This is a genomic window from Streptomyces sp. PTL18 (genome assembly GCF_059510295.1).
In genome coordinates, this window is sequence record NZ_JCAJZO010000043.1 from 1 (window position 1) to 24561 (window position 24561).

Annotated in this window: 11 protein-coding genes and 1 pseudogene; 9 read left to right on the top strand and 3 right to left on the bottom strand. The window is 75.2% G+C overall.

Features of this window, described 5'->3' with window-relative positions; translation table 11 throughout:
- Positions 1-40: 40 nt before the first annotated feature.
- Positions 41-7675, top strand: a pseudogene (locus AC5WS8_RS36870) (SDR family NAD(P)-dependent oxidoreductase); the annotation flags it as partial.
- Between the two features lie 310 nt (positions 7676-7985).
- Positions 7986-8981: a Gfo/Idh/MocA family protein gene (locus AC5WS8_RS36875; RefSeq protein ID WP_496107848.1), complete on the top strand. Its 996-nt coding sequence runs from the start codon at positions 7986-7988 to the stop codon at positions 8979-8981.
- A gap of 62 nt (positions 8982-9043) precedes the next feature.
- Here AC5WS8_RS36875 and AC5WS8_RS36880 read toward each other — a convergent pair whose 3' ends face one another.
- Positions 9044-11821 (bottom strand): AAA family ATPase, encoded by a 2778-nt coding sequence (locus tag AC5WS8_RS36880; protein WP_496107862.1) that lies wholly within the window; start codon positions 11819-11821, stop codon positions 9044-9046.
- A 666-nt stretch (positions 11822-12487) separates the two neighbouring features.
- On the opposite strand from AC5WS8_RS36880, the gene AC5WS8_RS36885 reads away from it, so the two are divergent.
- The 7 genes from AC5WS8_RS36885 to AC5WS8_RS36915 all read left to right on the top strand — a co-directional run bounded on the left by AC5WS8_RS36885 (position 12488) and on the right by AC5WS8_RS36915 (position 21860).
- Positions 12488-15280 (top strand): phosphoenolpyruvate synthase, encoded by a 2793-nt coding sequence (locus AC5WS8_RS36885; RefSeq protein WP_496107849.1) that lies wholly within the window; start codon positions 12488-12490, stop codon positions 15278-15280.
- Positions 15277-16938 carry a nucleotidyltransferase family protein gene (locus AC5WS8_RS36890; protein WP_496107850.1) on the top strand — a complete coding sequence of 554 codons (1662 nt, stop codon included), beginning with the start codon at positions 15277-15279 and terminating at the stop codon, positions 16936-16938. The genes AC5WS8_RS36885 and AC5WS8_RS36890 overlap by 4 nt, the downstream gene beginning before the upstream one ends.
- Positions 16939-17230: 292 nt before the next feature.
- Positions 17231-18316 (top strand): SDR family oxidoreductase, encoded by a 1086-nt coding sequence (locus AC5WS8_RS36895; protein WP_496107851.1) that lies wholly within the window; start codon positions 17231-17233, stop codon positions 18314-18316.
- Positions 18313-19257 (top strand): nucleoside-diphosphate kinase, encoded by a 945-nt coding sequence (locus AC5WS8_RS36900; protein WP_496107852.1) that lies wholly within the window; start codon positions 18313-18315, stop codon positions 19255-19257. Before AC5WS8_RS36895 ends, AC5WS8_RS36900 begins: the two co-directional genes overlap by 4 nt.
- Positions 19258-19267: 10 nt before the next feature.
- Complete coding sequence (locus tag AC5WS8_RS36905) at positions 19268-20254, top strand: ScbA/BarX family gamma-butyrolactone biosynthesis protein (protein ID WP_496107853.1); 987 nt, start codon at positions 19268-19270, stop codon at positions 20252-20254.
- A gap of 59 nt (positions 20255-20313) precedes the next feature.
- Positions 20314-21213 (top strand): hypothetical protein, encoded by a 900-nt coding sequence (locus AC5WS8_RS36910; protein WP_496107854.1) that lies wholly within the window; start codon positions 20314-20316, stop codon positions 21211-21213.
- Positions 21210-21860 carry a nitroreductase family protein gene (locus AC5WS8_RS36915; RefSeq protein WP_496107855.1) on the top strand — a complete coding sequence of 217 codons (651 nt, stop codon included), beginning with the start codon at positions 21210-21212 and terminating at the stop codon, positions 21858-21860. Before AC5WS8_RS36910 ends, AC5WS8_RS36915 begins: the two co-directional genes overlap by 4 nt.
- A gap of 110 nt (positions 21861-21970) precedes the next feature.
- On the opposite strand, the gene AC5WS8_RS36920 is transcribed toward AC5WS8_RS36915, so the two are convergent.
- Entirely contained in the window at positions 21971-23191 is a 1221-nt protein-coding gene (locus AC5WS8_RS36920; protein ID WP_496107856.1) for an ABC transporter permease, read from the bottom strand.
- On the bottom strand, positions 23188-24108 hold the full coding sequence (locus tag AC5WS8_RS36925; protein WP_496107857.1) for an ABC transporter ATP-binding protein: 921 nt from the start codon (positions 24106-24108) through the stop codon (positions 23188-23190). Before AC5WS8_RS36925 ends, AC5WS8_RS36920 begins: the two co-directional genes overlap by 4 nt.
- Between the last annotated feature and the right edge of the window lie 453 nt (positions 24109-24561).

The following is a 24561-nucleotide window of genomic DNA, read 5'->3' on the forward strand; positions in this document are numbered from 1 at the left end:
GAAGGCCGCTCCCGCGGCGGCCGCAGGCACCTCGCACACCGTGGACGCCCGCTTCTGGGAGGCCGTCGAGCGCGAGGATCTCGAATCCCTCGCGGACGCGCTCCAGCTGGCGGACAGCGAGCCGTTGGCCGAGGTCCTGCCGGCCTTGGCGCAGTGGCGCAAGGACGAGGCTGCCCGGTCGGCGCTGGACAGTTGGCGCTACAAGGTCGTCTGGAAGCCGGTCGGCCGCGAGTCCCGGCCGGTCGCACTGGACGGTGACTGGCTGCTCGTCCTGCCCGAAGACGAGGGCGCGCTCGCGGCGTTCGCCGCCTCCGTCGCCGACGCCCTCACCCGGCACGGCGCCCGCGTCACGACCCTGAGCGTGGCCGCGGGCACCGACCGGGCGGGCCTCACCGCGCTGCTCACCGGCGCGCCGAGCGCCGACGACCGGCCCGCCGCGCCGGCCGGGGTCCTGTCGCTGCTGGCGCTGGACGAGTCGCCGTACGCCACCGGCAGCGCGCTGCCCGGCGGGCTCGCGCTCACCACCGCGCTGCTACAGGCGCTCGGGGACGCCGGTGTCGCGGCGCCGCTGTGGATCGGGACCCGGGGTGCCGTGTCGACGGGCCGCGCCGACCGGCTGACCGCACCGGTGCAGGCGCAGGCCTGGGGGCTCGGGCGGATCGCGGCGCTGGAGTACCCGCAGCGGTTCGGCGGGCTGGTCGATCTGCCGTGCGAACTCGACGAGCGGGCCGGCGCCCGGCTGGTCACCGCGCTGGCGGGGACGCCGGACGAGGACCAGCTGGCCGTGCGCGGCACCGGGCTCTTCGTACGGCGACTGGTGCGGGCCGGGCGGCCCGACGCCACGCCCTCCCCGTGGGCGCCGGAGGGGACGGTGCTCATCACCGGCGGCACCGGAGGCGTCGGCGCCCAGGTGGCACGCCGGCTCGCCCGCAACGGCGCCGGACACCTGCTGCTCGTGGGACGCCGGGGGCCGGACGCGCCCGGTGCGGCCGAGCTGGAGGCGGAGCTGACGGAGCTCGGCACCCGGGTCACCGTGGCGGCGTGCGACGTCGCCGACCGGGGCCGGCTGGCCGCGCTGCTTGCCGCCGTACCGGAGGACCGGCCGCTCACCGCGGTGGTCCACGCGGCCGGTGTCCTGGACGACGGCGTGCTGGACGGACTGACCTCCGAGCGCGCCGAGACCGTACTGCGGCCGAAGACCGCCGCCGCGTGGCACCTGCACGAACTGACCCGTGACCTGGACCTGTCGGCGTTCGTGCTGTTCTCGTCGCTCGCCGGCACCCTCGGCGGGCCCGGCCAGGGCAGTTACGCCGCCGCCAACGCCTTCCTCGACGCGCTCGCCCGCCGCCGGCACGCCGACGGGCTGCCCGCCACGTCGATCGCGTGGGGCGCGTGGGGCGGTGGCGGTCTGGCCGCCGGCGAGACGGGGGAGCGGCTGGCCCGCTCCGGTATGCCCGCCATGGACCCCGAGTCGGCGCTGACCGCCCTTGAACAGGCCGTCCTCGGCGCCGAACCGGTGCTGGCGGTGGCCGACGTCCGTTGGGAGACCTACGCGTACGCCCACGCCGACCGGCCCGCCCGGGTCCTCGCCGACCTGCCCGAGGTGCGCGAGGCCGACGCGGCCCGGCGGACCACCGCGGCGGCCGGCGGTGACGGAAACGCGGTCACGGCACGGCTCTCCGGGCTGCCGTACGAAGAACAGCGCCGCGAACTGCTCGCGCTGGTACGGACCTTGGCGGCCGGGGCGCTCGGCTACTCCGGGCCGGAGGAGATCGACGAGGAGCGGGCCTTCCGCGATCTCGGCTTCGACTCGCTGACCGCCGTCGCGCTGCGCAACACCATCGCGGAGACCACCGGGCTGCGGCTGCCCGTGACCCTCGTCTTCGACCATCCCACGGCGACCGCCCTCGCCGAGCGGCTGCACCGGGACCTGTTCGGCGCCGCCCCCGCCGGCGAGGACCCGGCGCGCGGTGCCGTGTCCGCCGTGGGTGCGGTCGACGACGACCCCGTCGTCATCGTCGCGATGAGCTGCCGCTACCCGGGCGGGGCGAGCAGCCCCGAGGACCTGTGGCGGCTGCTGCTGCGCGGCGGCGAGGCCGTGTCCGCCTTCCCCGAGGACCGAGGCTGGGACCTGAGGGGCGCCTACGACCCCGACCCCGACCGGCCGGGCACCTTCTACGCCCGCGGCGGCGGATTCCTGTACGACGCGCACCACTTCGACCCGGAGTTCTTCGGGATGAGCCCGCGCGAGGCGCTGGCCGTCGACCCGCAGCAGCGTCTGCTGCTGGAGACGTCGTGGGAGGCGATCGAGCGGGCCGGGATCGACCCGGTCGCGCTGCGCGGCAGCCGCACCGGCGTGTTCGTCGGCTCCAACTACCACGACTACGGCTCCCGGGTGCAGCACTCCCCCAAGGACTTCGAGGGCTACCTCGCCACCGGCAGCGCCGGCAGCGTGGCCTCCGGGCGCATCTCCTACACCCTCGGACTGGAGGGCCCGGCCGTCACCGTCGACACCGCCTGCTCGTCGTCGCTGGTCGCGCTGCACATGGCCGCCCAGGCGCTGCGCAGCGGTGAGTGCACCATGGCGCTGGCCGGCGGTGTCACCGTGATCTCCTCGCTGGACACCTTCATCGAGTTCAGCCGGCAGCGGGCGCTGTCCGCGGACGGCCGCTGCAAGGCGTTCTCCGACGACGCCGACGGCGCGGGCTGGGCCGAGGGCGTCGGCATGGTGCTCCTGGAGCGGCTGTCCGACGCCCGCCGCAACGGCCACCCGGTGCTGGCGGTGCTCGCCGGCTCCGCCGTCAACCAGGACGGCGCGAGCAACGGCCTCACCGCGCCGAGCGGCCCCGCTCAGCAGCGCGTCATCCGGCAGGCGCTGGCCGCCGCCGGGCTGTCCCCGGCCGACGTGGACGCCGTCGAGGCGCACGGTACCGGCACCCGGCTCGGCGACCCCATCGAGGCGGGGGCCCTGATGGCGGCGTACGGCCAGGACCGGCCCGCGGACCGGCCGCTGCGCATCGGCGCCCTCAAGTCAAACCTCGGGCACACCCAGGCAGCCGCCGGTGTCGGCGGCGTCATCAAGATGGTCCTCGCGATGCGGCACGGACTGCTCCCGCGCACCCTGCACGCCGACCGGCCGTCCACACGCATCGACTGGAACGAGGGCGCGGTGGCGCTGCTGACCGAGCCCGTGGAGTGGCCCGGCGGCGCGGACCGGCCGCGCCGCGCCGGCGTGTCGGCGTTCGGCATCAGCGGCACCAACGCCCACGTCATCCTGGAGGAGCCGCCCGCCGAGGCCCCGGCGGCCACCGGCGGCACCGCTCTCCCGGCCGCCGCGCCGCAGGAGCGGCCGGCCGCCCCCGTGGCCGCCGGCGCCGAGAACGCCGTCTCGTCGGAGGGGGCGACCGTCCCCGCCGCCTCCGGCGAGGCGGTTCCCTGGATGCTGTCCGGGCGCAGCGCCGACGCGCTGCACGCCCAGGCCGCCCGGCTGCTGGCGCACCTGAAGGATCCCGCACGGCAGGACGCGGCGAGCGACCTCGACATCGCTCACACGCTGGCCACCGGGCGCACCGCGTTCGACCACCGGGCGGCCCTCGTAGGCCGCGACCGCAACGAACTCCTCGGCGCGCTGGGGGCGTTGGCCGACGGCCGGGAGGCCCCCGGTGTGCTGCGCGGCGTGCGGCGCCGCGGCGGACGCACCGCGTTCCTCTTCAGCGGCCAGGGCAGCCAGCGTCCCGGCATGGGCAGTGAACTGTACGCCGCGTACCCCGTCTTCGCCGACGCCCTCGACGCCGTCTGCGCCGAACTCGACCGGGCACTCCAGCGCCCCCTGAAGGACGTGCTGTTCGCTCCCGCGGGCACCCCGGACGCCGCCCTGCTGGACCGCACCGCCTACACCCAGGCCGGGCTGTTCGCCCTGGAAGTGGCCCAGTTCCGGCTGCTGGAACACTGGGGGGTGCGCCCCGACGTCGTCGTCGGCCACTCCGTCGGTGAGCTCGCCGCCGCCCACGTCGCAGGGGTCCTCGGCCTCGCCGACGCCTGCCGTCTGGTCGCCGCCCGCGGCCGGCTGATGGAGGAACTCCCAGGCGGCGGCGCCATGCTGTCCGTGCAGGCGAGCGAGACCGAGGTCGTCGAGGCGCTGCGCACCTACGAGGACCGGGTGGCCGTCGCCGCCGTGAACGGCCCGGCGTCCGTGGTGGTCTCCGGCGACGAGGAAGCCGTCGAGGAACTCGCCGAGGCGTGGCGGGAGGCCGGGCTGCGCACCAAGCGCCTGACCGTGTCCCACGCCTTCCACTCGCCGCGCATGGAACCCATGCAGGCGCCCTTCGCCGCCGTCGCCCGCGACCTGGCCTACGCCGCCCCCGCGGTGCCCGTCGTCTGCGACCTGACCGGCGAGAGCGCCGCACCCGGCGAACTGGAGGACCCCGACTACTGGGTGCGCCACGTGCGCGGCACGGTCCGCTTCGCCGACGCCCTCGCCGCCCTGGAACGCCAGGGCGTCACCGCATACGTCGAACTGGGTCCCGACGGGGTGCTCAGCGCCATGACCCGCGACTGCCTCACCGACCCGGACGCCGCCGTCGTCATACCGCTGCTGCGCCGCGACCGGCCCGAGGACAGCGCCATCACCACCGCCCTGGCCACCCTGCACGTCCACGGCGCAGGCCCCGACTGGGCCGGATACTTCGCCGGCCGTCCGGTCCGCCGGGCCGACCTGCCGACCTACGCCTTCCAGCGGGCCCGCTACTGGCTCGACGCCGAGCCGGCCATGCCCGACCTCGCGGCAGCCGGCCTCGTCGCCGGGGACCATCCACTGCTCACGGCGGGCACCGCGCTCGCCGGCGGCGACGGCCACCTGCTCACCGGGCGGCTGTCGCTGAGCAGCCACCCCTGGCTCGCCGACCACGCCGTGCACGGTACGGCCGTCCTGCCCGGCACCGCCTTCCTGGAGCTGGCGCTGCTCGCAGCCGACCGGGTCGGCTGCCCCACCGTCGACGAACTCACCCTGGAGGCACCGCTCGTCCTGCCCGAACAGGGCGCCGTCCACGTCCAGGTCACCGTGGGCGCCCCCGGCGAGGACGGGGCACGCCAGGTCAGCGTCCACACCCGGCCGGACGACGCCACGCACGACGAACCCTGGACGCGGCACGCCGTCGGCCGGCTCACCCCGGACACCGCACCGGACGACGACGCGCCGCTCGCTGCCTGGCCGCCGCAGGGCGCCGAACCCGTCGCCGTGGACGGCCTGTACGACCGCTTCGCCGAGGGCGGCTTCGCCTACGGCCCGGCGTTCCGGGGCCTGACCGCCGCATGGCGGCTCGGCGACGACGTCTACGCCGAGGTCGAACCGCCCGCCGGCATCGCCGCCGACGCCGCCCGCTACGGGCTGCACCCGGCGCTTCTCGACGCCGCCGTGCAGACCGTCGGCCTCACCCCCGCGGCCTCCGCCGCCGTCATGCCGTTCAGCTGGACCGGTGTGCGCCTGCACCACCCCGGCGCCGAGGCGCTGCGGGTGCGGCTCACCCCGACCGGGCCCGACGCGGTGACCCTGTACGTCACCACGGTCGACGGCCGGCCCGTCGCCACCGTTGCCGGACTGACGCTGCGCCCGCTGCCCGACGCCGGCCGGCTGGGGGACCGGCACGCCGCCGCCCGCCATCTGCACGAGGTGGACTGGGTGACCCCGGCCGCTGCCCCGGCCCGCGTCGCCGGCGCCTGGGCCGTCCTGAACGCGGACGCCGACCCCGGCACGGTCGCCGCGCTGACGGCCGCCGGGCTCGCCGCCACGCACCACCCGGACCAGGCCGCCCTCGCCCGCGCCGTCGCCGGCGGCGCCACCGCGGTCCCCGCGACCGTGCTGGCCCCCGTCCCAGGTCTCGGCGACGACACCGACCCGCTGTCCGGCGACGCCGGTACGGCCGCGACGGCCGACGCGGTGCGCCGCGCCACCGGGCGCGTGCTGCGGCTGCTGCAGGAGTGGCTCGCCGACGACACCTACAACGCGACCCGGCTCGTGCTGGTCACCCGGCACGCCATGACCGTGCACGACGGCGACCGGGCACCCGACCCGGTGGCCGCCGCCGTCTGGGGCCTGGTGCGCACGGCGCAGTCCGAGAACCCGGGCCGGTTCGTGCTGCTCGACTGGGACGGCGCCCAGGAGTCCCACGCGGCGCTGCCCGCCGCGCTGGGCCTCGACGAACCGCAGCTCGCCCTGCGCAAGGGCGAGTTGCGCGTCCCGAGGCTCGTCCGCACGACCCTGACCCGCGGCGCCGAGGACGGCGCGGGCACGCTGCTCGACCCGGACGGCACCGTCCTGGTCACCGGCGCCACCGGCGCGCTCGGCGGCCTCGTCGCCCGGCACCTCGTCACCCGGCACGGCGCCCGCAACCTGCTGCTCGTCGGACGCCGCGGCCCCGAAGCCCCCGGCGCCCGGGAACTCGTCGAGGAGCTGACCGGGCTCGGCGCCCGCGCCGACCTGGTCGCCTGCGACACCTCCGACCGGGACGCGCTGGCCGCGCTGCTCGCCACCGTCCCGGCCGGGCGTCCGCTGACCGCCGTCGTCCACACGGCCGGCGTCCTCGCCGACGGCGTCATCGGCTCCCTCACCCGGGAACACCTCGACACCGTGCTCGCCGCGAAGGTGGACACCGCCCTGCACCTGCACGAGCTGACCCGGGACACCCGGTTGCGCGCCTTCGTGCTGTACTCCTCACTCGCCGGTGTCTTCGGCGGCGCGGGACAGGGCAACTACGCGGCGGCCAACGCCTTCCTGGACGCCTTCGCCCGGCAGCGGCGCGCCCAGGGCCTGCCCGCCCAGTCCCTGGCGTGGGGCCTGTGGGAGGAGCGGTCTGCGATGACCGGCAAGCTGGACGGGGCCGACCTGCGGCGCATGGCGCGCGGCGGTGTCGTACCGATGCCGTCCGAGCAGGCCCTGGAACTGTTCGACGCGGCCGTCGCCACCGACCGTGCGGTGCTGGTCCCGGCCCGCTTCGACACGGCCGGGCTGCGCACCCCCGACGGTGAGGTCCCGGCCCTGCTGCGGTCCCTCGTCCGGCCCGCCCCCGGCCGCCGCACCGGCACCGCCTCCGCGGCACAGGGCGCCGGTGCGGCGGAGCGGCTGCGGCAGCGGCTCGCCGGACTCGACGCCGAGGCCCGGCTCACCCTCCTCGTGGACCTCGTCCGCGACCAGGCGGCGGCGGTGCTCGGCTACGCCGACTCCGACGCCGTGGACGCCGAACGGGGCTTCCTGGAGATGGGCTTCGACTCGCTGACCGCCGTCGAACTGCGCAACCGGCTCACCACCACCACCGGGCTGCGACTGCCGGCCACGCTGCTGTTCGACTACCCGACACCCGTCGGTCTCGCCAGGCACCTGCGCGACGAGACCGCGCCGGGAGCCGCCGCCTCCGTCCAGCCGGTCCTCGCCGAACTCGACCGCCTGGCGGGCGTGCTCGAGGAGATCGCCGGCGACGAGTCGGTCCGCGCCACGCTCGCCGGCCGACTGCGCGGCCTGCTGACCCGCCTGGACGGGCCGGTCCCGGCCGCCGGCGCGGGAGGCGGTACGGTCGGCGGCGACCCGGCGGCGGAGCCGGCCGTGGCGGTCGAGGAGCAACTGGAGTCGGCCAGTGACGACGACCTGTTCGACTTCATCGACCAGCAGTTCGGCTCGGCGTGACGAGCCGTCGGATCACCGGAGCCGCCGGACCGGCGAGCGCCGGCCCGGCAGTTCCGTCGGGTCGCCGGCACGGCGGGGCCGTCGGTCCGACGGGGTCGCCGAGGCCCAGGAGCCGGACGGGGCCGCCGAGGTCGCCGAGGCGGGGGAGCCGGACGGGTGCCGCCGAGGCCGAACAGGTCGCCGGTCCGCCGAGACGGACCAGGCCGTTGCTCCGACGGCGTCGACGGCGTCGCCCCGTCCTCCGGCCGGTGGAACCGCCGGCCGAGCGATCGCCCGGCACCACCCACCCCACCCGGAAGAGAGCGAGAGCGTGTCGGAACGAGTGCTGAACGTCGGAGTGGTCGGCTGCGCCACCATCGCCCAGCGCACCACCCTGCCCGCGCTGGTGGCCGAGCCGTCGGTGCGGCTGGCGGCCGTCGCCAGCCGCAGCCGCGACAAGGCCGAGGCCGTCGCCCGGCGGTTCGGCTGTGAGGCGGTCACCGGATACGCCGCGCTGCTCGCCCGCGACGACATCGACGCCGTCTACGTGCCCCTGCCGCCCGCGCTGCACGCCGAATGGGTGGCACGGGCGCTGGCGGCGGGCAAGCACGTCCTCGCGGAGAAGCCGTGCGTCACCGACCGCGCCCAGGCGGTGAAGCTGGTCTCCGCCGCCCACGCCGCCGGGCTGCTGCTGATGGAGAACTTCGCGTTCCTCCACCACGGCCAGCACGACGCCGTACGGGCTCTCGTCGACGCCGGCGCGATCGGCGAACCCCGCCACCTCACCGCCGAGTTCGCCTTCCCGCCGCTGCCCGACGGTGACATCCGGTACGATCCGTCGCTCGGCGGCGGCGCGCTGCTCGACGCCGGTGTGTACACGCTGCGCGCGGCGACCCTGTACCTCGGGCCGGAGGTCACCGTCCACGGCGCGGTGCTGCGGGACGACCCCGCCACCGGCGTCGACGTGGCCGGCGCGGCCCTCGTCGCCGACCCGGCCGGGCGCACCGGGCAGCTCACGTTCGGCTTCGACCGGTCGTACCGGTGCGGCACCACCCTGTGGGGCAGTGAGGGCAGCATCACCCTCGACCGCGCGTTCACCGCACCGCCCGCCCTGCGCCCGGTGCTGCGGCTGGTCCGCCAGGACCACGTGGAGGAACGCACCCTCCCCGCGGGCCACCAATTCGCCTCACTGGTCGCCCGGTTCGCGCACACGGTGCTGGACGGCGGCGACTTCAAGGGGCCCGGTCAGGACATCCTGCGGCAGGCCGAACTGGTGGACGCGGTGCGTGCGGCGGCGGGAAGGGCCGACCCGCTGAAGGAGCGCTGAGGAGCGCCACCGAAAGGCCGGCCGTGACGGAGTGCGCCGCCCTGTTCGCCGGGCGGCGCACGTCAGGCCGGGTGCTGCTGCGGGCCGCCGCCGTTCTCCTCCCCGGCGCCCGCGTCGAGGAGGGCGGACAGTCCAGGGGCCGTGCGCCGGCCGTCGATGACGTCCCGCAGCTGGGACCGTGCGGTGACGCCCAACTTCGGGAAGCTGCGGTACAGATGGGAGCCGACGGTGCGTGGGGACAGCTGCAGCCGTTCGCCGATCTCCCGGTTGGTCAGCCCGCGGGCGGCCAGGCTCACGATCTGTTTCTGCTGCGGGGTGAGCGCGGGCAGTCGGTCCCGGCCGCCGGGGTTCTGGCGGATCCCGGCGGCCCGCAGCTCCGCCCGGGCGCGGCCGGCCCACGGCTCGGCGCCGAGCCGCACGAACGTCTCCAGCGCGGCGGCCAGAAGCGGGCGGGCCCGGCCCGAGCGCAGTCGGCGGCGCAGCCGTTCGCCGTACTCCAGTTGCAGCTGCGCGTGACTGAACGGCCTTTCCTGCGCGCCCGGTTCGTCGAGTGCCGTCCGGAAGTGGTGCTCGGCCTCCTCGCCGTCCGTCAGCAACGCCCTGGCCCGGGCGAGTTGGGCGCGCTGCCGCGGCGAGGAGCCCGCCGTGCGTTCCGCGAGTCGGTCCACGATCCTGCGGGCGCTCTCCCGCCGCCCGATCCGCACGGCGGCCGCGGCGAGGTCGCCCAGACCGTAACGGGAGACGTGGTAGTGGACCTCGTCGCCCTCGGCGGTGAACATCGTGCGGAACTGGTCGTACGCGCACTCGTGGTCGCCGTCCGCCCACGCCGCCATGCCCAGCGCCCAGCGGGCCCGCACCGTCACGAAGCGGTTCTCCCGCGCGGCGACGAGATCCAGCGCCTGCAGGGCGGCGGCGCGCGCCGGACCCGTCTCGCCGCGCAACGCCAGCACCGCGGCGTCCAGCGCGGGCGGGGCCGCCGCCGTGTAGGGCGGATCACTCTGCGCCGCCGCGCGCGCCGAGGCCGCCGCGACCGCCCGTGCGCGCGACCACCGGCCGTACTCCAGACAGGCCCAGCCCTCCACGCAGCGCAGCCCGTCGGGCAGCGGGGAAGGGGCCGCCGGGGGCCCGCCCACGGTGTCGAACAGGCCGAGGGCGAGGGCGGTCTCGTCGAGCAGCCACGCCAGGGTCGCCGTGGCCGCCGTCGGTTCCGGACCGGCCGTGTCGAGGCTCGCCAGTCGGCGGACACCGGCGAGCAGTGCGGCACGGTCAGCCGACGGGTCGGTGGCGGTGCGGATCCACAGGGACGCCAGGTCCGGCTCCGGGCGCGGGCCGATGGCGGCGGCGAGCCGGAAGAAGTCACGGCGCAGTTCGTCCCGCTGTCCGGAGTCGCCGCCGTAGTAGCAGATCAGGGCGGCGGTCGCGAGCGCCTGCAGGGCGTCGCCGGGGTCGTGCGGGGTGAGGTCGCGCGCGGTGCGGGTCAGCAGCGGGTAGGCGGCGGCGCGACGCGGGGTGAGGGCGAGGGCCTGGCCCCGGCAGAGGGCGGCGTGGGCGAGCAGCACCGGGTCGTCGCAGAGCGTCCGCACCCGGTCGGTCAGTTCCTCCACCCAGGCCGTCTGTCCGGTCGGCGCGGCCAGTCGGGCGGCCAGGGTGAGCCGGCGGGCGCGCTCGTGGCGGTCCGGGGTGAGCTCGGCGGCCCGCTGGAGCGCCAGGGCCGCCGAGACGAGACCGCCCCGGCGTCCCGTCTCCCGCGCCGTGCGCTCCATCTCCCGCGCCACCGGCTCGTCCGGTCCGGTGGCCGCGGCCGCCAGGTGCCAGGCCCGCCGGTCCGGCGCCTCGCGCAGCGCGGCGGCACACCACCGGTGCGCGGCCCGGCGCTGGGTGGGCGGCACCGCGTGGTAGACGGCGGAACGGATCAGCGGATGACGGAACCGTACGACGGTGTCGCGGACGTCGACCAGACCCGCTTGCCCGGCCGGCCGCCACACCTCGGGCGCCAGGCCGGACACGGCCCCCGGGTCCGTCGCCGCCAGCAGCAGCGCCTGCCGTGTGGCACCGGGCAGGCCGGCCAGCCGGGCGGCGAACCGCTGTTCCAGCCGGTCCGCCAGCGGCAGGGGCTCCACCGGCCCCGGCGCCTGGCCGGGCTCCGAGCGGGCGAACTCGATCAGCGCGAGCGGATTGCCCTCCGCCTCCTGCAGGATCCGGGCCCGCAACGGGCCGGTGGGACGGCGCGGCTGCGCGTCCAGGAGCCGGCCGGCGGCCTCCGCGTCGAGGGGACCCAGGTCCAGCACCGGGCAGTTCCGCGCGAACGCGGGCAGCGGGGCATCGGCGCGGACCAGCACCAGCAGGGCGATCCGCTCGCCCTCCAGCCGCCGCGCCACGAACGCCAGCACGTCCACGGAGTCCTGGTCCAGCCACTGGGCGTCGTCCACCACGATCAGCACCGGCCGCGACCGGGCCACGTGCGCCAGGAGGCTCAGCACGGCGATCCGCAGAAGCAACCGGTCGGGCTCGGCCGGCGTGTCCGACATGCCGAACGCGCCGAGCAGCGCGTCGCTCTGCCGCTGCGGCAGCATCGGTGCCTGCGCCAGCACCGGCCGCAGCAACTGGTGCAGACCGGCGAACGCCAACTCGCGTTCCGTCTCGCTGCCCTCGGCCCGCATCACCCGCACCCCGGCCTCGCGCAGCTCGCCGACCTCAGTGTCGACGAGGGCGCTCTTGCCGATGCCCGGACTGCCGGTGACGACCAGGACGTGGCCGCCCTCACCGGGGTTCCTGACACATTGCCGTATCCGGGCGGCCTCGGAGGCACGGCCCACGAGGGCGCCGCCCGACAGCGTCACAGTGGTCAAGCCCGCCTCCCTGGTCTCGCTGCGCGGCGTCCGACATCCAGGGACGCTAAGCCCGCCCCCACCGTGCCTCGGCGCGTGGCGCGCGGGCTCTAAGGAATCCCCTCGAAGGTCGGGCGGGGCGCGTTGCGCGGTCCGGGCGCGGCGCCCTGCCGGACGGGGCCGGCGGGTGGTGGTCGGCGGTGACCGAGGTGACCGCAGCTCGCGGGGTGCAGTCAGGTGACGGATGCGCCCGGCGGGCGCCGTGTTTCACACTGCCGGGGACGGCCGGGAGCGGGCTCGTGCACCCGGTCATGGGGCCTGCGGCGCGTCTGCTCGTGGTGGGCACGGTTCCCCGGAGGCCCGGAGGCCCGGAGGCCCGGAGGCCCGGAGGCCCGGAGGCAGGGGAGGCCCGGCCGGAGCGACCGTGGCTTTCGGCCGGTTGCCGACGAGTTTTCCCGGCCTCGCGCCCCCTCCGGGCATCGCGCCGACTCGCCGCGACCGATCGTCCTACGTGGCCACGAGTTCCTGCCGGTTGTCCTCGGCGGCCGGGAAACAGCGGGAATTTGAAATCGCCACAACGACCGAAACGCCGCTATGGCGAGCCGCGGGATGTTTGGGCCGGTAGACGCCGTGAAACATTCGGGCGAGGTTGAGTAACACCTTTGAAGGGAAAACGAGTTGTCGCTCACCACGGGATCCGCACAGCGGTCCCTGCACGTCCTGACACCGTCCAGTGGCACCTCCCTGGTCGCCCGGCACGCCGGCGGAAAGGGAAGAAACCTCCACACGCTCACCGCGTCCGGATTTCCCGTGCCGGCGTGGTCGATCCTCGGCCTGGACGTATTCGCGGAATTCTGTCGCGACAGCGGACTGGACGAGCAGTTGGCGCGGCTGCTCGCCGACGGCTGGGAGACGAAGGCCGAGCAGGTCGCGAAGGAGGTCGCCGGTCTGATCGAGACGGCACCACTCGGCGCCCACGTCGCCGACGCGATCGCCCTCGCCCACCGGGAGGCCGGCGGCGGCACGGTCGCCGTACGCTCCTCCGGCGCCGAGGAGGACGGCGAACGGCACTCCTTCGCCGGGCAGTTCGACAGCTTCCTCGGCGTCCGCGGCCTCGACGACGTCACCGACCGGGTCCGTCGCTGCTGGGCCTCCGCCTTCTCCGCACGATCCCTGCTCTACCGCGCGCAGCGCGGACTGCCACCCGGCACCGGCGGCGTCGCCGTCGTCGTCCAGCGCATGGTCGCCGCCGAGCGCAGCGGCGTGCTGTTCACCGCCGACCCGACGACCGGCCGCACCGACCGCCATGTGGTCAGCGCCGTGTTCGGGCTGGGGGAGGGGCTCGTCTCCGGTGCCGTCGACGCGGACACCGTCGTCCTCGACGCCGCCACCGGGCAGGCGCTGAGCACGGTCGTCGGGGACAAGCGCGAGCGCTACGACACCGGCTCCGGGTCCGGCTGCGAGGTCTCGCCCGTCGCCGACGAGGACCGCGCCGCCCTGTCCCTGACCGACGACGACCTGGCCCGGCTGCACGAGGCCGGGGTCCGCGTCACCGAGCACTACGGCGCCCCCCAGGACATCGAGTGGGCCATCGCCGACGGCACTCTGTGGATCCTGCAGAGCCGCCCCGTCACCGCCCTCGCCCCGGCCGGCGGCACCGGACCCGGGACAGCGCCCGACGGCGAGCTGCGGCTCTGGGACAACTCCAACATCATCGAGAGCTTCAGCGGCGTCGTCTCCCCGCTCACCTACACCTTCGCCGCCGACACCTACGCCAAGGTGTACGAGAGCTACGCCCGCGCCCTCGGTGTCCGCGGCGAGCAACTGCGCGAGGTGCGGGAGTGGACCCCGCACCTGCTGGGCCACATCCACGGACGGGTCTACTACAACCTGTTCCACTGGTACCGCATGGTGCGCCTGGCCCCGTTCTACCCGCTCAACCGGCGTGTGCTGGAGAAATCCCTCGGTGTCGCCGAGAGCATTTCCGACGAACTCGCCGGCAGTCTCCACCCATTCACACCCCGGCCCGGGCTGCGCGGCCGTCTCTCTCGCCTGGCCCGCACGGTCGTCTTCGCCCGGCGGTTTTTCACCATCAAGAAATCCGTGGAGACCTTCCACCGCGATTTCTACCGGGCGTACGCGGTTTTCAACAACGTCGACTACGACGCCCTGCCCGGCGACGAGACCTATCGCCGTTTCCGAAGGCTCCAGCGGGAACTCATCGAGAAATGGGGCCCGATGCAGGCCCTGGACGCGACGATCCTGCTCTCCGTGGGCCTGCTCGCCCTGCTCACCCGCCGCTGGCTGCCCGACGCCCCCGAGTGGTTCACCTGGTCCGCCGCCGCCCCCGCCGGTTCCGTCGAGTCCGCCGAACCCGCCTGGGCGCTGCGCGAGTTGGCGGCCCGCGCCCGCGCCGACGCCGGGATCCTGGACCTGCTGGAGCACACCCCGGACGACGAGGCGTACCAGGCACTGAGCGACGCCGGCCACACCGGCTTCCTCGCCGCCGTCGACGCCTACATCACCGACTACGGCTACCGCAGCCCCGACGAACTCAAGCTCGAGATCCCCGACCTGTACGAGAACCCGGCCGGGCTGTTCACCCTGCTGCGCGATGCCCTGCCGGAGACCGACGAGGCGCACGACCAGGGCCGCGGCGGCGAGGTCGACGCCTACCTCGCTGCGCACCTGCGCGGCCCGCGCCGCGTCGTGTACGAGCGGGTGCGCGCCAAGGCCCGGACCGCGCTGACCGACCGGGAACGGCTCCGGTTCTGCCGCACCCGCGCCTTCGGAGCGGCCAAGCGCATGCTGCGCGCCCTCGGCCGCGACCTGGCACGCGCCGGGGCCCTCGACACCTGGGACGACGTGTTCCTGCTGCGCCTCGACGAGATCAAGGGCGCCTACGAGGGCATGATCGTGCACACCGAGCTGCGGGACCTCGTCGCCGTGCGCCGCAGGCAACAGAGCGTCGACCGCGAGCTGCACGCCCCGTCGCGCTTCACCACCCGCGGTGCCCCCTACTGGTCGGGCAACCTGGAACGGGCCGGCTGGACCGGCGGCCCGGCCGCCCGCAGCGGCGCACGCGAACTGCACGGCACGCCCTGCTGCCCCGGCGTCGCCGAGGGACCCGCCGTCGTCACCGACACCCCGCGCGACATCGGCCGCGGCATCCTGATCACCTACCGCACCGACCCCGGCTGGGTGGCCGCGCTGCCCTCGGCCGCCGCCCTCGTCATCGAACGCGGCAGCCCCCTCACCCATGTCGCCGTCGTCGCCCGCGAGCTGGGCATCCCCACCGTCGTCCAGGTCAAGGGCGCGACCACCGAGATACGCGGCGGCAGCCGGCTGCGCGTCGACGGCGCCGCCGGGACGGTCACCGTACTCGCCGACCCACCCGCCGACGAGGCCACGCCCACCGACGGGGCCACGCCCGCCGCCGAGGACACCCCCCGAACGGAGACACACCCGTGATCCTCACCGAGGACCAGCTGAAGGACCTGCTCGACAAGTCCCTCGCCGAACTGCCCCGCGGCACCGAGTGGGCCGTCACCCTCGAGGGCTCCATAGCGGAAGGGTTCGGCAACCCCTCCTCCGACATCGACTTCCTGCTCGTCGGCCGCTCGGAGGACGACCTGCCGACCATGCCGTCGCTGCTGTTCGTGGACGGCCGGCGCGTCGAGATCCGCACCCGGTCGGTGCGTCAGCTCGCCGAGCAGTTCCGCGCGGTGGAGGAGGGCGCCAAACGGCCCGGCCGGCTTTCCGAGGACGTCCTCAACCGCTGCCAGCGGCTGCTGCACAGCCACCCGCTGCGCGGCCACGCCCTGATCGAGGAGGTCAGGGCACTGCTGCCCGTCGAGCGGTTCCGCGAGATCACCGCCGACTGGTGGGCCCACCGCGCCCGCCAGTCCCTGCGGCACGCCATGGCGCTGCTCTGCCTCGGCGAGAGCGGCGAGGCCGTCGACTGGACCCGCGCGGGCCTCGTGCAGACCGTCAAGTCCTGGGCGGCCCGTCTCGGCGAGACCTACCTCGAACCCAAGTGGCTGTCCCTGCAACTCGACCGCGCCGGCCGCGGCGACGTGCGCGACCGCTACTGGCAGCTGGAGGCCGCCGCCCCGGCCCCCGGCGACCCCGACGCCGCCCACACCCACCTGACCGCCACCCTCGCCTTCGCCGCGGACCTCGGACTCACCGGCGTGCCCCGGCAGCCCGAGCGCATCACCGTCGAACGCGTGAACGGCGTCACCACCTGGCAGACCGGCGACCGGGTCCACGTCCTGCGCGGACGGCGCGAGGTGTTCGCCCTCGGCGACGACGCCGGAACGGTCTGGCGCTCCCTCGTCCTCGGCCGGCCGCTGCCCCAGGTGCTCGCCACGACCGCCGGCAGCGGTGTCACCGACCCGGGCGCCCTGCTCGCCACGTTCCTGCGCTACGGGCTGATCCGCCTCGCCTGGAAGGGCGGCGGCACCCTCACGCCCTCGCTGCCGCTCGCCGCGCCGCCCGGCCCCGTCGCCCCGCCGCCCTCCACCGCGCGCCCGGTGCTCTCCCTGCGCGGCGCGGCCGTCGCCGGGCCCCGCGCCGTCGACCTGATGCCTCTGCCGGCCGACCGGTTCGCCGCCGCCGCGATGGCGCTCGTCTGGTCCAACGTCGTCGTCGAGAACGCCGTAGAGGACCTGACCGGCGCCTTGCAGCGCGGCCAGTGGCGGGTCGCCGAACTCACCGCCCGGCGCGCCGTGCACGCCGCGCTGCGCGGCTTGTTCAGCGCCCACGGCGTCAACCCGCTGCCCGCCGACTCCGAGCTCGTCCGCCGCCTCGACCTGCTCCCCTCGTCCGACGCCGGGCCCGTCGAGGAACACGCCGGGGAACTGTTGCGGCGCACCGTCGACACGCCGGACCAGGGCGACATGCTCCTCACGGACCTGCGCTCCTTCATCGGCCTGGTGCGCGGCGCCGTCGGCGCCGACTCCTTCCCGCTGTCCTTCGAGTCCGCCGACACCTGGCGGGCCACCCTCGAACTCGGATACGACTGGCTTCGCATCGGCGCCCACCTGGACGCGGAGCTCCCGATCGAGGAGGCCCGCGACCTGCTGGCCGGCAACGGCACCCAGCCGCACCAGGCGGCGGAGCTGTGAGGCCCGGGAGCGCGTCGCGCGGTGACCGCTTCCCCCTGGTGCCGTGCCGCGCCGCGGCGGCCCTTGCGGGGGCCCGGCCTGCGGGCTCCCGGACCGCTCGGTTCGCGGGGACCGCCTTCCACGGGGGTCTCCTGCCGCCGCGGCCCGGTTCCCGCAAGGCCCCGTGACCGTGCGGCCCGCCGCGACCGCCCCCGGCCCGGCCACCCGGTGGCCGAACGCCGGCCCCGCCGCCGTACACCCGGCCGCCCCGACCCCATCGCCCCACCCGACCCGTCCCCCGGGAGGATTCCAGATGTCCGACCCCATGACCGTGCTGGTGACCGGTGCCGGCGGATTCGTGGGCGCGGAGGTGACCGCGCGGCTCACCGCCGCCGGGCACACCGTGCTGCCGTTGCTGCACCGCACCGTCGACCTGGTCCGCAACAACGGGCGCAGGCTCACCCCCGGCCGCGGCACCCTGGTTCCCGTCGCCGGGGACATCACCCGCCCCGGCCTCGGACTGAGCGACGAGGACCGCCGGCTCGTCGCCGGCGCCGACCGCATCGTGCACTGCGCCGCCGTCACCGACTTCGGCCTGCCCGACGACCGGTACGAGAGCATCAACGTCGCCGGCACCCGCCACGTCCTCGGCATCGCCCTCGCCCACCGGACCCCGCTGGTGCACGTCAGCACCGCGTACGTGTGCGGGGAACGCGACGGTGTCGCCCGCGAGGAGGAGCTCGACGTCGGCCAGCACCCGGGCAACGGCTACGAGAAGAGCAAGCTGACCGCCGAGACCATGGTCCGCAAGGCCGCCGCCGACGGCCTGCCCGTCACCGTGGTGCGCCCCAGCATCGTCACCGGCGCCTCCCGCACCGGCCGCGCCCGCGACCGCAAGACGATCTACCCGGTGCTGCGCGTCCTCACCCGGGGCCTGGTGCGCACCGTGCCCGGCCACTACGACGCCCTCCTCGACCTCGTCCCGGTCGACCGCGTCGCCGACCTGGTCACCGACGCCGCCACGCGGTTCGGGGAGGCCGAGGGACGCACCCTGCACTCCGTCGGCCATGTGCTGACCCTGCGGGACTTCTCCGACGTCCTCGCCGAGTACCCGTCCTTCCAGGTGCCGCGGTTCGTGCCGCCGTCCGCGTTCTCCGCCGGTGCCCTCTCCGACCGCGAACGCCCCTACCACAACCGCGTCATCGCCCTGTACGAGACCTACTTCCGGCGACGCGTCCGCTTCGACGACACCCAGGCCGCCGCCTTCGTGCGCCGGCCCCCGGCCACCGGGGCACGGCCGTACCTGCGCCGCCTCCTCGACGACTGCCTCGCGACCGGCTACCTCGGCCCGGCGCCGGAGCAGACCGCCCACCGACCCGACCGGAGCACCCACCGATGAACCCAGGCCACCCCACCGGACCCGCGCACGGCATACCCGTCTCCCCGCTGCTCACCTGCCACCCGGCCAAGCAGCGGCTGTACGGCGCCGACACCTACTTCCAGGAGAGCCACGACCAGCTCGCCGCCCTCACCGACGACGTCACCGGCTTCGCCCACCGGCACGCCGCGCTGCTGCTGAAGCCCGACGCCGTCGTGGCCCGCCGGCTCGAGGCGGCCGTCGGCTGGCTCACCGAGGAGCGCTACCGCATCGTCGGCGCCGCCGTGACCCGGCTCACCCGCACCATGATCCGCTCCCTGTGGTACTTCCAGTGGAACCTCGCCACCTCCTACCGCAGGCGGCTCGCCGCGCTGTTCCTGGAGGACGCCGACGCCCTCGTGCTGCTCGTCCGCCCCGAGGACGAGCCGGACGTCCCCGCGTCCGTCGAACTGACCCGGCTCAAGGGCCCCACCGACCCCGACGCCCGCCGACCCGGCCAGCTGCGCCACCTGCTCGGCCGCCACAGCTACCTGCTGAACCTCGTGCACACCCCCGACGAACCCGCCGACGTGCTGCGCGAGCTGGCCGTCCACTTCGACGACGCCTCACGTGCGGAACTGTTCCGCTCCGCGCTCGCCGGCGAGGACCGCACCGCACACGCCCTGGAACTGACCGGCCGGCTGTACGCCGCCACCAAGCCCCGCGACCTCGACTTCGACCCCGCCGTGGAGCGGCTGCGCGACACGGTGTCCCGGCACCTCGGCACCGCCCCCGACGCCACCCCGCGCGCCCTGCTGGAGACCGCGTGGGAGCGGGGCGCCGACCTCGATCCGTGGGACGCCGTGATCGTCGGCTCCTCGGTGCTCCCCATGCGGGTGCCCGGCCGCGCACCCGTGCTGGACGGGGCCGACACCGGCACCTGGCGCCGCCATCTGGGCGCACTGCGCGCCCGGCACACCTGAGGAGCGCGCCGTGCAGTTCACCCGGACCCTGCCCAGGGAACTCGTGCACCGCGCCGCGGTCGCCGAGGTGTTCCTCACCGACGCCGAACGCCACGGCGAGAACGAGATACTGCTCGCCGCGCAGTTGCCCCGCCGCCACGCCTTCTACCACGACACCCTCGAAGACCGCGCCCGCCACGACCCGATGCTGCTGCTGGAGGCGTGCCGGCAGGGCATCTTCGTGGTCGCCCACCGCTACCTCGACGTGCCCCAGGGCCACAAGTTCCTGCTGCGCGCCGTCGAGTTCGAGGTGCCGGACCCCGCGGCCCTCGTCTGCGGCGACCACCCCACCGAGGCGGTCATCGCCACGCACATCGAACACCGGTTCCGCGGCCGGGCCGGGGTGGCCGGACTGCGGCTGCGGTTCGGCATGACCATCGGGGCCCGCGAGGCCCTGCTCGCCCGCATCGACTACTCCTGGATGCCCCCGCGCGCCTGGACCCGGCTGCGTGCCGGGCAGCGCGGCGCACTCGGCCTGCCCGAGACGCCCGTCGTCCTGCCCGGACGACGCGTCGAACCGGCCCTCGTCGGCCGCCGCGACCCCGACAACGCGGTCATCTCCGCGCCGCGCACCGCGCCCGACGGCACCCGCACGGCCCGCCTGGTCCCCGACACCGGCCACCCCACCCTGTACGACCACTGGGTCGACCACGTGCCCGGCATGCTGGAACTGGAGGCGCTGCGCCAACTCGCCCTGACCGCCGCCGTCGACGCCGGAACCCTGGCCGCGCCCACCGCGCTGCCGGTCGGCCTGGCCGCGCGCTTCTGCTGCTTCGCCGAGATGGACCTGCCGCTGGAGTGCCGTACCGGCCCGGTCCTGCCCGGCGCCGACATCGAGTGCTCCCTGCACCAGCCCGGCGCCCTGGCCGTCGAGGCCCGGTTGCGGCTCGCCGACCCGGACACGGCCGGCCCGGTCGCCGGCGCCCTCGCCGCGCCGGCCGCCCACAGCGCCGTATGAGCCCGCCACCGCCCACCGGCACCTTCGCGACCCGCACCAGAACGGAGACACCACCCGCAGTGACCACCGTCGCCGCCCCCCAAGTCCCCGCCAGGATCGGCCGGTTCGTGCTGCGCATGTTCCGGCCGCACGTCTACGCCACCTACGGACTGCTGTGGGTCCTCGCCCTGGAGAGTTCGGCGGTGGCCGCGACCGGCACCGCCTGGCGGCCGTCCGGCGCCACCTGGCTGCGGGTCGCCAGCGTCGTCCTGGCGCTGCTGTTCCTGCGCATGCTCGACGAGCAGAAGGACCTCGCCTACGACCAAGTGCACCACCCCGACCGGCCGCTCGTCACCGGCGCCGTCACCACGGCCGAACTGCGCGGCGCCATGGCCGTGATCACCGTACTGGTCACCGGCCTGAACGCCGCCCTGTCGGCCGCGGCCGCCCTGCTGATCCTCGCGGCCCTCGCCTACAGCCTGTTCCTCGCCCTCCTGGAACGGCTCTCGCCCGCCGTCCGCGACCGGCAACTGCTCAACCTGGCCGTCACCTACCCCGTGCAGGTGCTCCTCGGCTGCTACGTGTACGGCTCACTCGTCGCCGCCGGGACGGTCGCCGCCGACTGGCGCGGGCCGGTGCTGCTGACCCTGTGCGCCGGTGTCTTCCTGCACTTCGAGTTCGCCCGCAAGACCGCCTGGGAGGCACCGCCCGGCGCCCACCTGTACTCCGCGGACCTCGGCCCCCGCCGCAGCGCGGCCGTCACCGCCGCCTGCGCCGCCGTGGCCGTCGGCTGCGAGCTGCTGCTCCTCGCGCCGGGCGGTCCGCTCGCACTCCTGCCCTGCCTCGCGGCCCTCCTGCCCGCCTGGGGCACCCGGCGCTTCCTGACCGCCGGACGAGGTGCCTGGCCGATGCCACTGGCGATGGGCTTCGTCGTCGCCACCTACCTCGCCCTCGTCACCCGGGCGGTGCTCCGGCCGTGACCGAGCCCCCGCCCCTCACCGGAGAGGAACTGCTCACGACCACGCGCAGTGTCCGGCGCGGACTGGACCTGGACCGGCCCGTTGACCCCGAGCTCGTCAAGGACTGCCTGCGGACCGCCCTCCAGGCCCCCAACGGCAACAACCGCCAGAACTGGCGCTGGATCGTCCTCACCGACCCCGCGATCCGCGCGGACGTCGCGGCGGTATACCGTGCCGCGTTCCACGACCGCAACGCCGAGACGCTGCAGCGTCTGGCCGACCTGCCCGAGGGCGCACGCTCGGTGATGTCGGGCGCCCGGCTGCTGGCCGAGCGGCTGCACCGCGTGCCCGTCCTGGTGATCCCGTGCATCGAGGTGCCGGGCGGCCGACTGCCCGAGGGCAACCAGGCGGGCCTGTGGGCGTCGTTGCTGCCCGCCGCCTGGAGCTACGCGCTGGCCGCCCGCAGCCGCGGCCTGGTCACCGCCTGGACGGCGGTCCACCTGGACCGCGAACGGGAGGTCGCCGACCTCCTGGGCCTGCCTCCCGCCGTCCGCCAGGGCGCGCTCCTTCCGACCGCCCACCCCCGGCGCACCACCTTCCGCCCGGGCCCCCGCCTGCCCCTGGAAGCGGTGCTGCACCTCAACCGCTGGCAGCGGGACCGACGGTGACGGCTGGGACACCCCGGCCCCACCCGGCGCGGCGGATGCTGGGGGCCCTTCGCCGGTGAACGGCGAAGGGCCCCCAGCATCCGTCCGTCAGCGACTCACCTCACGTGCCCTCACCTGTCGTTCCAGCGGAAGAACCGCAGCGTCAGCGCGGTCACGACCGCCGTGAAGGCGAGCATGCCGCCCATCGTCGGCAGGGCGTCCGACAGGCCGCCGCCCCGGCTGAGCACGGCCTCGCTGCCCTTGACCAGGTAGCGCAGCGGCATCATGTACGAGACGACCTGGACCCAGTCCGGAGCCCCGTCCAGCGAGAAGAACGAGCCGGACAGGAACGACATCGGCAGCACCAGCAGCTGCGCCAGTCCGCCCGCCGACTCCTCGGTGCGGGTGAGCGAGCCGATGAGCAGACCCAGCGACATCAGTGCCAGCGTGCCGCACATCACCAGCGGGATCACCAGCCACCACTCGCCGGTCAGCCGCAGCCCGAAGTAGGGCAGCGTCGCCACGGCCAGGAACAGCGCGGTCTGTGTCAGCGCCATCAGCATGGTCATGGAGATGCGCGCGGCCACGACCTCCCAGGCCCGGATCGGCGACAGCCGCATCCGCTGCAGGATCTTCTTGCGGCGCAGCGTCACCAGCGTCAGGGCCGTACTGAACACCGCGCTGGAGGCGATGGCCCAGCCCATCAGGCCCGGCGTCAGGTACTGGATCGGCTTGACCGACTCGTCCTCGACCTGGGCCGCCTTCAGCGTGTACGTGGGCGGTGTGCCGGTCGCGGCGAGGTTCGCCCGCTCCAGCACCGCGTTGAGCGTGGCGCGGGCGGAGGCCCCCTTGACGGAGTCGGCGGCGCTGTAGCGCAGGACGACGGTGCCGCCGTCCTGCTCGACCAGCGCGTCGTAGTCGCCCTTGCGGACCTTCTCCAGGGCCGACCCCTCGTCGCTCACCCTGGTGATGGTGGCGGTCCTGGCCAGCTGGTCGCGCTGGTCGGCGGTGAGCGAGTCGAGCACCTTCACCGGACCGACCTGGGCGACCTTGATGTGGGCGGTGCCGTCGCTCTTGAACAGCGTGCCGAACAACAGCAGGAACAGGATCGGGAAGATCAGCAGGAAGAAGATCGTGCCCTTGTCCCGCAGCACGCTGAGGATCATGGTCCGGGACAACTCCCGTACCGGGTTGAGGCGGTCCTTCCCGGAACGGCCGCCGGAGCCCTTCGCGCCCCCGCCGCCGCCCTTGCGTCCGGCGTCCGCCGGGGCGGCGCTGCCCTCCGCGTCCGGGCCGGCGCTCCCGCCGGCCGTCGCCCCCACGGTCCGCGGGGTGGTCTCCTCGATGCTCACGAGCGGTACTCCCGTCCGGTCAGCTGGAGGAACACGTCCTCCAGGGTGGCGCCGCGTACCTCCAGGCCGCGCAGGGCACCCTGGTCGGCCAGGACGGACAGCACCGGTCCCGGCGTGACGGTCGCAACCGTCAGCAGCACCCCGTCGTCGTCCACCGTGGCGTCGGCCACCCCGGCGGTCTTCAGCAGCTCCCGCAGGGTGTCCGGCGTGATCAGCCCGGACTCCACGCTCACCCGCACCATGTTGTCGAGTTCACGGACGAGCGCCGCGGGGGCACCGGTCCGGAGCACCTTGCCGCGCTCCATCACGGACACCCGGTCGCACAGGACCTCCGCCTCGTCGAGGTAGTGCGTGGTGAGGACCACCGTGCGGCCCTCCTCGTTGACGTCCCGCAGCAGGTCCCACAGATTGCGGCGGGCCTGCGGGTCCAGACCGGCGGTCGGCTCGTCCAGGAAGACGATCTCCGGGTCGTGCACCAGACCGCAGGCGATGGACAGACGCTGCGCCTGCCCGCCCGAGAGCTTGTCCGCGGGCACCTTGCCGAACTCGGTCAGCCCGACCCGCTCCAGCATCGCGTCGGCCTGCCGCGCGCCGACCCGGTAGAACGACGCGAACAGCCGGATCGTCTCCCGCGTCGTCAGCTTGTCGAGGAACGACGACGCCTGGAACTGCACACCGATCCGCGTCAGCAGATCCAGGTTGCGCGGCCAGGGGCTCTGTCCGAAGAGTTCGATCCGGCCCTCGTCGGGCTCGCGGACGCCCTCCAGGATCTCCAGGGTGGTCGTCTTGCCGGCCCCGTTGGGGCCGAGGATGCCGTAGAACTCGCCCGTTTCGATGCGCAGGGAGACCCCGTCGACGGCCTGGATGTCCCCGTACCGCTTGCGTACGCCGTCCGCGACGATCGCCGGCGCCGTCATGACGCGTCCTGCCTGGGCCGGCGAAGCCGCGTGCCGGGCCCGCCGCACATGAACTGATGGTCCATCACTCGACTGTCGTCTCTCCGTGATCGGGTCGGGGGGGATCTGTTGTGGGGAGGATCGGGGAGCCGGGTCGGGGGAGTCGCCCCCGGCCCTCGCGTCCGCCCCGCCGGTTGCGCGCAGCGGCCCGGCAGGGACGGCGGCAGGTGCCGCGTCTCGGGAGGTGCGCAGCCCGGCCCAGCCCAGCACAGGCCGCGCCGGGGAGGCCATCGATGCCGCCGAAGACTAGGGAATCGCCCGTACTCCGGCCCGCGGAAGCGGGAACAACCCGCCCCCGCACCGGCCGCCTTCCGTACGTTCGTCCCGTGCACCACCGCGACCGCCACCGCTCCGCCCGGCCGCGACCGCCGGCGCGATGGCGAGCGTCACCGCGAGGGCGGTCGCCACCTCGGC